Source organism: Rhizobium sp. Leaf321 (genome assembly GCF_001423215.1).
Classification (GTDB): Bacteria; Pseudomonadota; Alphaproteobacteria; order Rhizobiales; family Rhizobiaceae; genus Neorhizobium; species Neorhizobium soli.
This window is the reverse complement of record NZ_LMOF01000006.1, coordinates 1023457-1036160: the sequence shown is the minus strand read 5'-3', so window position 1 is coordinate 1036160 and position 12704 is coordinate 1023457. Positions and strand designations below refer to the sequence as shown.

Here is a 12704-nt window from a genome sequence, read left to right as displayed (position 1 = left end):
TGTGCGTCCAATTGAACGCACAGCGGTTGCTCTGGTCTCCCTCGGCACCTCAAGGATCACATATTCTGATAAACCGGCCCCTCGCCGCCCTGTGGCGGGACCCACACGATGTTCTGGTTGGGGTCCTTGATGTCGCAGGTCTTGCAGTGGACGCAGTTCTGCGCGTTGATGACGAAGACTTCCTCGCCGTCCTTTTCCACCCATTCATAGACCCCGGCGGGACAGTAGCGGGTCGAAGGGCCGGCGTAGACTTCGAGCTCGGAGCGCTTCTGCAGGTCCATATCCCTCACCTTGAGATGGACCGGCTGGTCTTCCTCGTGGTTGGTGTTCGACAGAAACACTGACGAAAGACGGTCGAAGGTCAGCACGCCATCAGGCTTCGGATAGTCGATCTTCTTGTGCTGTGCCGCCGGCTCCAGGCTTTGCGCATCGGTCTTGCCGTGCTTCAGCGTGCCGAAGAACGAGAAGCCGAACAGCTGGTTGGTCCACATGTCGAGACCGCCGAGCGCGACGCCGAGACCGGTTCCGAGCTTCGACCAGAGCGGCTTGACGTTGCGCACGCGCCTGAGGTCAGTGCCGATCGCCGTCTGGCGCCATTCGTTCTCGATCTCGACCGGCTCGTCATTGGCGCGGCCGGCAGCAATCGCTGCGGCCAGCTTGTCGGCGGCGAGCATGCCGGAGATGACCGCGTTGTGCGAACCCTTGATGCGGGGCACGTTGACGAAGCCGGCGGAACAGCCGATCAGCGCGCCGCCCGGGAAGGACAGTTTCGGCACCGACTGGTAGCCACCCTCGGTAATCGCACGCGCGCCGTACGAAAGGCGCTTGCCGCCCTCGAACGTGCCGCGGATGGCCGGATGGGTCTTGAAGCGCTGGAATTCCTCGAACGGATAGAGATAGGGGTTCTTGTAGTTGAGGTGGACGACGAAGCCGACTGCGACCGTGTTATCCTCCAGGTGGTAGAGGAAGGAACCGCCGCCGGTCTTCATGCCGAGCGGCCAGCCGAACGAGTGCTGCACGAGGCCCTGTCTGTGGTTCTCCGGCTTGACCTGCCACAGTTCCTTGATGCCGATGCCGTATTTCTGCGGCTCGCGATCCTTGGCGAGATCGAATTTCGCGATCAGCTGCTTGGCTAGCGAGCCACGCACGCCTTCGCCGATCAGCGTGTACTTGCCGAGCAGTTCCATGCCGCGGGTATAGGCAGGACCCGGCTCGCCGTTCTTCTCGATCCCCATGTCGCCGGTTGCGACACCGATTACGGCACCCTGGTCATTGTAGAGCACTTCGGCGGCAGCAAAGCCGGGATAGATCTCGACGCCCAGCGCTTCGGCCTTTTCGGCAAGCCAGCGACAGACGTTGCCGAGCGAGACGATGTAATTGCCGTGATTGTTCATGAGCGGCGGCATGGCGAAGTTCGGCAGGCGGATCGAGCCGGCGGGACCGAGCAGCAGGAACTGGTCGTCGGTTACTTCGGTCTTGAAGGGATGGCCCTCATCCTCCCGCCAGCCGGGCAGAAGCGCATCGATGCCCGACGGATCGACCACGGCGCCCGAGAGGATATGCGCACCGACTTCGGCGCCTTTTTCCAGAACGACCACCGTCAGATCCGGATTGACCTGCTTCAACCGGATCGCGGCCGACAGGCCGGCCGGGCCAGCGCCGACGATCACGACGTCGAACTCCATGCTTTCACGTTCGGGAAGCGGGTTGGCGGAAAGGTCTTGGGCGTCCATTGCAAACTCCGATGCCGGCCCCTCGCCGGCGCAGTAGGTCTGTTTCTGTCTTGTCAAAAGCGATCCCGCTTGTCGAGGCGCGAAAACGTCTTCCGGCTTGTCATTCGCGCAAAGCACGCTTCCGTTTTCTCAACTTACGTTGACGTACACGTAAATAACGGTTCTGGCGCCAAAGGCAAGTTCTGGCTTTCGCCATGGGTGGACCAAAGCTATAAAGCCCCGGCATTCAAATGACCGGTCCCGCGTCGCAACCTGTCGTCGCGCCCGAAGGCCCGTTATGAACCTCGTGCAGAGAAGGAAAGCTTCATGGATCTCGGTATTGCCGGCAAACGCGCGCTCGTACTCGCCTCCTCCCGCGGCCTCGGGCTGGGGATCGCCAAGGCTCTGGCGGCGGAAGGCGCAAACGTCCTTCTGGTCGGTCGCTCAGGCGATCAGCTCGCCGAAAACTGCAAGGCGATCAACGCACTCGGCAAAGGCAAGGCAGACTGGGTCCGGGGTGATCTTGGCGAAGAGAATTTCGTCGCTTCGATGGTGACGGCCGTTGAGGAAAAGCTCGGCGGCATCGACATTCTCGTCAACAATACCGGCGGCCCGACGCCCGGCACGACTGAGGACATGAGCGCCGACAAGCTCGACACGTTCTTCCAGTCGATGGTGCTGCGCGTCATCACGCTCACCAACACGTTGCTGCCGCAGATGAAGGCGCAAGGCTGGGGTCGCGTTCTGACGGTCGCCTCCTCCGGCGTGGTTGAGCCGATCGCGAACCTCGCGCTGTCGAATACGCTGCGTGGCGCGCTGGTCGGCTGGAACAAGACACTTGCGACCGAAGTGGCGGGTTCCGGTATCACCGCAAACATGCTGCTGCCTGGCCGCATCCTCACCGACCGGATCGAGGAACTCGACACGGCCAATGCGAAAAAGCAGGGCAAGACGATGGACGAAGTCCGCGCCGCATCGGTCAAGACGATCCCCGCCGGCCGGCTCGGCACGGTCGAGGAATTCGGCGCTGCCGGTGCCTTCCTCTGCTCGGAAGCCGCAAGCTACATCACCGGATCGATGCTGCGCGTCGATGGCGGAGCGGCCCGCTCGTTCTAACCTGACAAGACCACTTTGAAGACAACACGGATCGCGCTAGGATCTGATTCTGGCGCGGTCCACGCCTCCCCCCTCCGACCGGGAAAGTAAACCTCATACCGGACCTCTGATCATCGAACCGACTGTTCGAGCATCCGCACAAGGAGGGATTGCGAAACACGCTCGCAATAGGAGGTTTGACCATGAAAACGACAGTTCCGATCTATCAGCTGAAACGCAAGGCGAAGCTTCTCGCCCGGCAGACATCCACTCCCCTTCACGCCGCGCTCGACCGGCTCGCCATCGAGCAAGGGTACCGGAGCTGGAGCCTGCTATCGGCCAAGCATGCCGAAACATCGTCCGCCGAAATCTTGTACCGGAGCCTGAAACAGGGCGACATGCTGCTGGTCGGTGCAAGGCCGCGACAGGGCAAGACGCTGATGGCGCTCAGTCTTGCCATCGAGGCCATGAAAGCCGGCAATAGCGCCTTTTTCTTCAGCCTCGATTATACGCCTGCCGACATTCTCGGGCGCTTTCGCGCGCTTGAGGTCGAGCCTCAGCGCTTCGGGGACATGTTTGCCTTCGACTGCTCCGATGCGATCAATGCAGGTTACATGATCGAGGCGCTGGAAACCGCTGCAGCCGGTACGCTGGTCGTGGTGGACTATCTTCAACTGCTCGACCAGCGCCGCGAAAACCCGCCGCTGGCCGACCAAGTTTCCACACTCGAGTCTTTCGCCCGTAAGCGCGGTCTGATCATCGTCTTCGTGTCGCAGATCGACCGCGCTTACGACGCGGCCGCGAAGCCCCTCCCCGACATCGCGGATGTCAGGCTTCCCAACCCGCTCGACCTGTCCAAGTTCAGCCGGACCTGCTTCCTTCAGGGCGGCAGCGTGGCGTTCCGGCCGAACGGGTAAGCGGCATCAGAGATCGGCGGCAAGCTTCGGCAGGTCCGCGATCAGGCTGTCGCGCACAACATAGCTGATCGGCGTGTCGGGATAGCGCTTCACGTCGACCAGCAACCTTGCAAAGATCACGCGGCGGTCGTTCTGCTCGGCCCAGCCGACGAACCAGCCGATCGGGCGAGCGTAGTCCGGCTTGCCGTCCTTGCCGCGCATCCAGCCGGCGCCGGTCTTGCCCTGCACGTCCCAGCCGTCGCCGGCTGCAAAATGCGGCAGGATCGCCTGCGTCATGTCGGAAGCCTTTTCCGAGATCGGCAGCTTGCCGGTGAGGAAGCGGCGGATGAACGCCACCTGCTGGTCCGGCGAGATCTTCAGCGACGACATCAGCCAGGCTTCCGTCAGACCGTCCGTGCCCGCGGGTCCGCCTGAGACATCGCGGTTGCCATAACCGAAGTTTTTCACATAGGCCGCGAAACGCTCTTTGCCGAGCTTGCGCGTGATCTCCTGCGAATACCAGACGATCGAATCGCGTTCCCAGATAGTCGGGTCGACATCCTTTTGCTCACGCTCAGAGCGGTTGAATTTTGCCTGGTATTTCCACTGCGGCGTCGTCTCGTCGGTGAGGATGCCGGCGTCATAGCCCATCATTGCGAGTGGCAGCTTGAAGGTGGATTGCGGATAGAAAGCCTGATCGCAGGCGCCTTCCCGGTGCACTTGTTCACCTGTCTTTTCCTCGATCACGACCGTGCAGGCGATGGGCTCGGCAGCATGGGAGGCCACGCCGGAAAACAAGCACGCAACCGTGATCAACGACAGAAACTTCATTTTCTTCAACACTCTAGCAGTCCTCCTTGTGCGACGCCGGGAAGATCCTCCATGAATGTGTAAACATTGAGTTAACTTGTCATGCCGGTTTTGACCCCTCGTCAAGGCGACGCTGTTAAAGGCCGAGCTTGATTAGAATCCAAGGGGCATACCGTGTTAATTGACAGCATTTTCAAAGGCGGATCGAGTTCATCCTCGCCGAGCCAGACGTCTAGTTCTAGCCAGCCGTCCTCTACGAGCCAGACGTCCACCTCAGGCACACAGCCGACAAGCACAACATCCGGCACTTCATCCGCAACCACCCCAACCAGCACCGAGCAGGTCAAACCGGTCGCGAGCGCGGAACCCGAAACGCAGGTCGACAATAGCGATGACGGCATCTACTCCGCCACGCCTCCGGCGTCGGGTGACGAGACTGCAGAAGCCGAGCCGGTAGCGGCCTATAATGATGAAGCCAGCGAAAGCGTAGGCGACGCAGACGAGTCCGAGACGCCGGTTTCCACCGCGCCGGAAACCGCTGCGACCGGCGATGCAAAGCATGAAAGCACCGAGACGAGCGGCGCCGAAACAGACCGCGACGCTTCGATGGTTGAAGACGACGAAACCGCAGCGCCAACGTCCAGTGCGCCATCGGGCAGCACATCGACCGGAAGCGTGCCGGCAGAAAGCACGACGGAAGCTGAGCCATCTGCCGAACCAGAGGCGGGTGCCGTTGCGCCATCGAACAGCGCGCCATCCAACAGCGTGAGTTCCGGCAGCGCGTCTGGCCCCTCCTCGTCGGGCCCGGTCCAGGCTGGCACGGCATCCACGGCACCGGCGACGGGCTCGAGCACGGGAACGACTGCTTCGTCGTCCAACGCTCCGACCACCGCGTCGACCTCCGTCTCCAAGACGGCTTCTGCCGATCGCGTCGCCGACTTCCTCGACCAGGTCGCCAAAATCCAGACGCGTTTCGGAACGACCGGTACCAGCGAGGAACAACAGGCTCGCGAACGGGCTTCGGAAGTCCTGCAGAGCCTGATGGTCAGCCAGATGCTTGACAATATCGTTTCCAAGAAAACCCAGACGATCGGCACCCTGTTCGGCTCCGGCGATACGTCCAAGACGCTGGATATGGGAAAGATCTATAGCGAGGCCTGAGGACGATCGGCAAGGGATGCAGTCCCTTTCCGCTCTTGCCTTCGTCCGCACCTTGTGCCATCACGCGCCCTCTTGAAAAACAGGGCGCGTTTTCGCGTTCTGTTGCCCTCGGAAGCGGCGCTTCCGGTTCATCATTTTCGACCTAGGTTTTAAGGAGCACGGCCATGGCACGGGCGCTCGGGCTTGATTTCGGCACGACCAATACGGTTCTGGCACTGGCGGACAGCGGTGCCACCACGCATTCGCTGGAGTTTTCCAGCAGCGCCGGCACGACGGATTCGATGCGCACGGCGCTCTCCTTCATGAAGGATGCGAAGCTTGGCGCGCAGGCGCTGAAGATCGAGGCCGGTCAGGCTGCTATCCGGCAGTTCATCGACAATCCCGGTGATGTCCGCTTCCTGCAGTCGATCAAGACCTTTGCTGCAAGCCCGCTGTTTCAGGGTACGCTGGTGTTTGCCCGCCGGCACATGTTCGAAGACCTGATGGAAATCTTCCTGAAGCGGCTGCAGGTCTATGCCGAAGGCAACTGGCCGGGCGAAGTCTCGCGTCTCGTCGCAGGACGTCCGGTGCATTTTGCCGGCGCCAGCCCGGATGAGAAACTTGCCACCGATCGCTACAACGAAGCGCTGACGCGGCTGGGCTTTCCGGAAATCCACTATGTCTACGAGCCTGTCGCAGCCGCCTATTACTTCGCGCAGAGCCTGAAGAGCGATGCCACCGTTCTGGTGGCCGACTTTGGCGGCGGCACGACGGACTACTCGCTCATCCGCTTCGAGCGTGTCGCCGGCAAGCTCGTCGCAACTCCGATCGGCCATTCCGGCGTCGGCATCGCCGGCGATCACTTCGACGCGCGGATGGTGGAGCATCTGGTGGCGCCAGAGATTGGCAAGGGCACGCATTTCAAGAGCTTCGACAAGCTTCTCGAAGTGCCCTCCAGCTATTATGCGAATTTCTCGCGCTGGAACCAGTTGTCTATCTTCAAGACGACCCGCGAGTTCACGGATCTGAAATCGCTGGTGCGCTCGGCAACCGATCCCGACAAGCTGGAACTCTTCATCGATCTCGTCGATCACGACGAAGGCTATCCGCTCTATCAGTCGATCTCGGCCACCAAGATGGCGCTTTCTGCGTCCGACGAGGCGGAGTTCAATTTCTCGCCGCTCGGCCGGGGTGGCAAGAAGATGGTGAAGCGGACCGATTTCGAAACCTGGATCGCCGACGACCTCGCCCGGATCGAAGGTGCGCTGGACGACGTGCTGACCAAGACAAACACGGCACCTGATGAGGTCGACAAGGTGTTCTTGACCGGTGGGACATCCTTCGTGCCGGCGGTGCGGCAGATCTTCAACCGGCGCTTCGATGCCGGCAAGATCGAGAGCGGCGGCGAACTGTTGTCGATCGCCCACGGTCTAGCCCTGATCGGCGAAAGCGGCGATGTGGAGCAGTGGGCGGCGTAAGCACTCCACGAGGTTCTCCACAGCCGCGGACGGAATCCCATTCCAACCCGAGCCCGACATGCTATAGGGTGCGCATATGAGCCCCACCGCCTCCGAACTCGATCCTGCCGAACTTGCAGCGCTGCTGCATTTCTATGCGGATTCGGGTGTCGACTGGCTGGTCGAGGACGAACCGGTCGATCGCTTCGCGCAGTTTGCCGAGCAGAAGGCGGCAAAGGCGCAAGGGCGAGCGGCACCGAACACTTCGTCACCCTCGCCGCAAGATGAGCGTGAGGCCTATGCTGGCGGTGGCGATACACCACAGCCGCAGCGTCCCGCGCCACCAGCTCCGCGTCTTACCCCCTCCTCCATGCAGCAGGTCGCCATTCCCGATGGCGGCGCGGTCAATGCCGCGCGTCTTGCGGCAGACGGTGCCGGCACGCTTTCCGAACTGAAGACGGCGCTGGAAACCTTCGGCGGCTGCAACCTGAAACACGGCGCCCGCTCAACGGTGTTCATGGCCGGCGATCCGCAATCGCGCATCATGGTGATCGGCCCGATGCCGAATGCCGAAGATGATCGCGACGGCACACCGTTTTCCGGGCGGCAGGGCCAATTGCTCGATCGGATGCTGTCGGCGATCGGCCTGTCGCGCGAGACGGTGCTGCTCACCAACATCATCCCCTGGCGTCCGCCGGGAAGCCGGATGCCGTCCGACGCCGAACTTGAAATCTGCAGACCGTTCCTCGACCGGCAGATAGCGCTTGCCGAGCCACGCCATCTGCTGCTGCTCGGCAACTTTCCCGCGCGTCTGTTCCTCGGCGACACCGGCACGATCCATTCCATGCGCGGTGAATGGCGCGAGGTCACGGCAGCGGGACTTGCGGTTTCCGCGCTCGCGACGCTTCACCCGCAAGATCTGCTTGCGGCACCGGCCAACAAGGCTCTCGCCTGGCAGGATATGCTGCTGTTCAAAAGCCGCATTTCCGGCACTTGAATGCCCAGAATCTAGGCAGCGGACCGACGATTCGCGTTAATATTACCAATTTGTGAATATCGTTATGCGCGCGCTGCATGTCAGCGCCGCGTTTGCCGCCATTGATGAATCAATGCTGCGCTGCAATATATCATCCTGTCTTGGGAGGACACGGTTTAAGGAACCAAGGCAATGACCACACGCTTTCGTCCGATCCATTCGGGCTTTGAAACCCTCCGCGTTGCCGGCCTCGCGCCGCGCTCCTCGAACGGGTACCACCACTTCGGATCTGCCACGCACGAGCAGATCACGTCGCGCTCGATGAGCCGTCCGGTCGGGATCACCCGTCCGTCCGCCGTCTTCGCAGACTTTTGTGAACGCTGAGGGTATGACGACAATGAAAACCGTTCTGCACCCGATCCGTACGATCCGCGACAGCATTCTCCAGATCAGCTGCGCGGTATCTGCATCCGTCGAGTTTTCCCGTTCAGCGGTGAAGCGCTCCGACGCGGAAACTGCAATTCCGCTGTAAAGCGTCATCCATGTTGGATTGAACTGTCGAGGGCTGCGTCACGCGGCCCTTTTGCGTTTGGGGCATGTTCCTGCAGCACGGGTTCAGTTGGCGGTGCTTGACGCCCGGCGTGCCGCCTTGCGCTCGAGACCCAACCGATGCTCGCGGTAGATGATGAAGATACCGGCCGAAACCGTAATCGCGGTACCGATCAGCGTCGTTGCCGTCGGCACGTCCGCAAACATCAGATATGACACGGCAATGCCCAGAATGATCGACGTATAGTCGAAGGGTGCGACTGTCGAGACATCGGCAAATCGATAGCTTTCGGTCAGGAAGATCTGCGCTACGCCACCGCACAGCCCGGCCGCGATCAGAAGCAGAAAACTGCTCCAGGGCAGCGACACCCAGCCGAACGGCAGGCTGGCCAGCGACAGAAGCGCGCCGGTCAGCGAAAAATACAGCACGATCGTCGCCGTCTTTTCGGTCTGCACCAGCTGGCGCACCTGCACCATGGCAAGACCGGCCAGCACGGCGGCACAGAGAACCGCGATCGCCCCGAGCGCCTGTTCGGAGGCAAACCCGCCGTCGCGGAGCAGTGTCAGCTTTGGCCAGGAGACGACGAGAACGCCAACGATTCCGATCAACACCGCCGTCCAGCGATAGACGCGCACTGTTTCCTTGAGGATGAGCGCTGCAAACACGACGGCCATCAGCGGTCCCGCGTAGCCGATGGCGATCGCTTCTGGCAGCGGCAGGTGGATCAGGCCGTAAAAGCCGAAGGCCATCGACATGATGCCCAGCACACCGCGCTTGAAATGTCCAAAAATGCTCGACGTGTGGAATGCCGGCCATAACTGTCCAAGAACCGACAGGTAGAGCACGATCGGCACGATCCCGAAAGCGGAGCGGTAAAAGGTGATCTGCCCTGCAGGGATCCCCGTTCCGGCGGACTTGATGCAGACCTGCATGGCCACGAAGATGACGACGGAGATGACCTTGAAAAGAATGCCCCGCAAGGGGTTCTGCGCGTCGGCCACCATCATGCACTCTGCAAAAATCACGGTGACGGGACCGTAATCGCAGCACCACCAAAGAAAAGGATTCGAATACAAATCACAATAACCACATTTCCCGGGGCCGCGACAGGAAACTGACAAAGCACAATCACGAAGCATGATGGCAAGTCAGCTTCCGCGAGGCTGCTCAAGACTGGAACAAAATCGCGTTATCTTAAAGGTGGCTTCAACAATCGTTTAGTATTGCGTGCAATGATCCGCGGCGGCGATGGGGATTGTCGAAAGCTCAATGCGCGCAACCGCGCAGATCCTCGACGCGTTCAATTTGAAGAGCCGGTTCAGGAAAAGTCATGCGAACAGATACGGGCCAGATCGTACATCTGGCAGATTACCGCCCCACTGATTTCGTTCTGGAACGTGTCGACCTCACCTTCGAGCTCGACCCGACGAACACGAAAGTGGATGCCCGGCTGATCTTCCATCGCCGCGAAGGCGTGGATCCGTCCGCTCCTCTGGTGCTCGATGGCGACGAGCTTGCTCTCTCCGGCCTGCTGTTTGACCAAAAGGACGTGCCTGCTAGTCAGTACGATGCCACGCCGGAAAGCCTCATCATCCGTGATCTGCCGGCCGAGGCGCCGTTCGAGATCACCATCACGACCCATATCAATCCGGAAGCCAATACGCAGCTGATGGGGCTTTACCGCACCAACGGCATCTATTGCACGCAGTGCGAGGCCGAAGGCTTCCGCCGGATCACATACTTCCCTGACCGTCCCGACGTTCTGGCGCCCTACACGATCACCATCATCGGTGACAAGGCCGCCAACCCGGTCATGCTGTCGAACGGCAATTTCCTGGGCGGTGCCGGATATGACGAAGGCCGCGTCTTTGCCGCCTGGTTCGATCCGCATCCGAAGCCATCCTACCTGTTTGCTCTCGTCGCCGGCGATCTTGCGGTCGTCGAAGACACGTTCGTGACGATGTCCGAGCGTGAAGTGACGCTGAAGATCTATGTCGAGCACGGCAACGAGTCGCGCACCGCCTACGCCATGGACGCTCTGAAGCGGTCGATGAAGTGGGACGAGGAGCGGTTCGGCCGCGAATACGATCTCGACATCTTCATGATCGTCGCCGTCTCCGACTTCAACATGGGCGCCATGGAGAACAAGGGGCTCAACGTCTTCAACGACAAGTACGTGCTGGCCGATCCAGAGACTGCAACGGATCAGGACTACGCCAATATCGAGGCGATCATCGCCCACGAATACTTCCACAACTGGACCGGCAACCGCATCACCTGCCGCGACTGGTTCCAGCTGTGCCTGAAGGAAGGCCTCACGGTCTATCGCGACCACGAATTCTCGGCCGACCAGCGCTCGCGCCCGGTCAAGCGCATCGCCGAAGTGCGCCATCTTCGCTCGGACCAGTTCCCGGAGGATGGCGGCCCGCTCGCCCACCCGGTCCGCCCGACGACCTATCGCGAGATCAACAATTTCTACACGACGACGGTCTACCAGAAGGGGTCCGAAGTCACCGGCATGATCGCCACGCTGCTCGGCAAGGACGATTTCAAGGCCGGCATGGATCTCTATTTCGAACGGCATGACGGCCAGGCCGTCACCGTCGAGGACTATGTGAAATGCTTCGAGGACGTGAGCGGCCGGGATCTCACCCAGTTCTCGCTCTGGTATTCGCAGGCCGGCACGCCGCTCGTCAACGTCTCGACCGAATACGACCAGGCATCCGCCACGTTCAAGCTGTCGCTCGAACAGATGGTGCCGGCAACGCCGGGCCAGCCGGACAAGCAGCCGATGCACATTCCGTTGTCCTTCGCGCTGATCCTCGACAATGGCACCATTGCCGACGCGACATCCGTCAAGGGCGGTGAAGTGACCGGTGACGTGCTGCATCTGACCGATCGCCGCCAGACCTTCACCTTCACCGGAATCGCGTCGCGGCCGGTCCTGTCGCTCAACCGTTCGTTCTCGGCGCCGGTCAACATCGCCTTTACCCAGACGCCGGCCGATCTTGCGCATATCGCGCGTCACGACACGGATCTGTTTTCACGCTGGCAGGCCCTGACGGATCTCGCCATCCCGAACCTTACCAAGGCTGCCCGCGATGCGCGGGAAGGCCACGACGTCACCTGCGACCCGGCCCTGATCGAGGCACTTCTCGAAGCCGCCGGCGACGACACGCTGGAGCCCGCCTTCCGCGCGCAGGTTCTGGCACTTCCGAGCGAAGCCGACATCGGTCGCGAGCTTGGTGGCAACAACGATCCGGAAGCCATTCACACGGGCCGCAATGCGGTCTTGAAGCTCATCGCAGATGCTGGTGAAGACCTGTTCAAGCGTCTGTTCAGTGACATGAAGGCAGATAGTGCCTATTCCCCGGATGCCGAAAGCGCCGGCAAGCGGGCTCTCAAGGCTGCGGCACTGACCTACCTCGCCTATGCCGAGAACAGCCCGCAGCGCGCGGCCGAAGCCTTCGGTGCAGCCGACAACATGACGGAACTGTCGCAGGCGCTCACCCTGCTTGCCCATCGCTTCCCGGAAGCGTCGGAAACAACAGGTGCGCTCGCAAGCTTCCTGACACGGTTCGGCGAAAACCCGCTCGTCATCGACAAGTGGTTCTCGCTGCAGGCGACCATGCCCGGCGAAGATGCACTGGCGCGGGTCAAAGCGTTGATCGACCATCCGCGCTACAATGCCGGCAATCCGAACCGTGTTCGCGCACTGGTCGGCATGTATGCCTTCTCGAACCCGACCGGCTTCAACCGTCGCGACGGCGAAGGCTACCGGTTCCTGGCCGGACAGATCCTCGAGATCGATCCGAAGAACCCGCAACTTGCCGCCCGCATCCTCACCTCGATGCGCTCATGGCGCTCGCTGGAGCCGACCCGCGCCGACCAGGCCCGCGACGCTTTGATGACGATTGAACGTAGCCCGTCCCTTTCGACTGACGTGCGCGACATCGTTGAGCGTATGCTGAAGGGCTGAGACAATCTTCGTGCAAAATGACATCCGCGTCGGCTGCCTGCCGGCGCGGATATTTTTTGCGCCGATTTGGCACATTTTGGTACATCTTG

Annotated in this window: 11 protein-coding genes; 8 read left to right on the top strand and 3 right to left on the bottom strand. The window is 61.2% G+C overall.

Annotated elements, in window-relative coordinates; genetic code table 11:
• Window positions 1-56: 56 nt before the first annotated feature.
• A complete protein-coding gene (locus ASF70_RS11310) occupies window positions 57-1733 on the bottom strand; it encodes an electron transfer flavoprotein-ubiquinone oxidoreductase (protein WP_062580227.1) in 1677 nt (558 codons plus the stop codon).
• Between the two features lie 306 nt (window positions 1734-2039).
• Between ASF70_RS11310 and ASF70_RS11305 the strand changes: the two genes are divergently transcribed.
• Both ASF70_RS11305 and ASF70_RS11300 read left to right on the top strand, forming a co-directional pair.
• Window positions 2040-2828 carry an SDR family oxidoreductase gene (locus ASF70_RS11305; protein WP_062453424.1) on the top strand — a complete coding sequence of 263 codons (789 nt, stop codon included), beginning with the start codon at window positions 2040-2042 and terminating at the stop codon, window positions 2826-2828.
• A gap of 182 nt (window positions 2829-3010) precedes the next feature.
• Complete coding sequence (locus ASF70_RS11300) at window positions 3011-3724, top strand: DNA helicase (RefSeq protein ID WP_062579742.1); 714 nt, start codon at window positions 3011-3013, stop codon at window positions 3722-3724.
• 6 nt (window positions 3725-3730) lie between these two features.
• On the opposite strand, the gene blaOXA is transcribed toward ASF70_RS11300, so the two are convergent.
• Complete coding sequence (gene blaOXA, locus ASF70_RS11295) at window positions 3731-4534, bottom strand: class D beta-lactamase (protein WP_062579740.1); 804 nt, start codon at window positions 4532-4534, stop codon at window positions 3731-3733.
• 153 nt (window positions 4535-4687) lie between these two features.
• On the opposite strand from blaOXA, the gene ASF70_RS11290 reads away from it, so the two are divergent.
• From ASF70_RS11290 to ASF70_RS24740, 5 genes are all read left to right on the top strand, one after another.
• Window positions 4688-5674, top strand: coding sequence for a hypothetical protein (locus ASF70_RS11290; protein WP_062579739.1), 987 nt, complete (start codon window positions 4688-4690; stop codon window positions 5672-5674).
• 164 nt (window positions 5675-5838) lie between these two features.
• Window positions 5839-7131, top strand: a complete 1293-nt coding sequence (locus tag ASF70_RS11285) for an Hsp70 family protein (RefSeq protein WP_062579737.1) — start codon at window positions 5839-5841, stop codon at window positions 7129-7131.
• A gap of 76 nt (window positions 7132-7207) precedes the next feature.
• Window positions 7208-8107, top strand: coding sequence for a uracil-DNA glycosylase (locus ASF70_RS11280; protein ID WP_062579735.1), 900 nt, complete (start codon window positions 7208-7210; stop codon window positions 8105-8107).
• Between the two features lie 171 nt (window positions 8108-8278).
• A complete protein-coding gene (locus ASF70_RS11275) occupies window positions 8279-8470 on the top strand; it encodes a hypothetical protein (RefSeq protein ID WP_062579734.1) in 192 nt (63 codons plus the stop codon).
• Between the two features lie 13 nt (window positions 8471-8483).
• On the top strand, window positions 8484-8618 hold the full coding sequence (locus tag ASF70_RS24740; RefSeq protein WP_256413693.1) for a hypothetical protein: 135 nt from the start codon (window positions 8484-8486) through the stop codon (window positions 8616-8618).
• Window positions 8619-8701: 83 nt separating this feature from the next.
• Here the strand turns inward: ASF70_RS24740 and ASF70_RS11270 are convergent, their stop codons facing one another.
• Window positions 8702-9640, bottom strand: coding sequence for a DMT family transporter (locus tag ASF70_RS11270; RefSeq protein ID WP_062580226.1), 939 nt, complete (start codon window positions 9638-9640; stop codon window positions 8702-8704).
• A 326-nt stretch (window positions 9641-9966) separates the two neighbouring features.
• Here ASF70_RS11270 and pepN point away from each other — a divergent pair, with 326 nt between their 5' ends.
• Complete coding sequence (gene pepN / locus ASF70_RS11265) at window positions 9967-12615, top strand: aminopeptidase N (RefSeq protein WP_062579732.1); 2649 nt, start codon at window positions 9967-9969, stop codon at window positions 12613-12615.
• Window positions 12616-12704 lie beyond the last annotated feature (89 nt).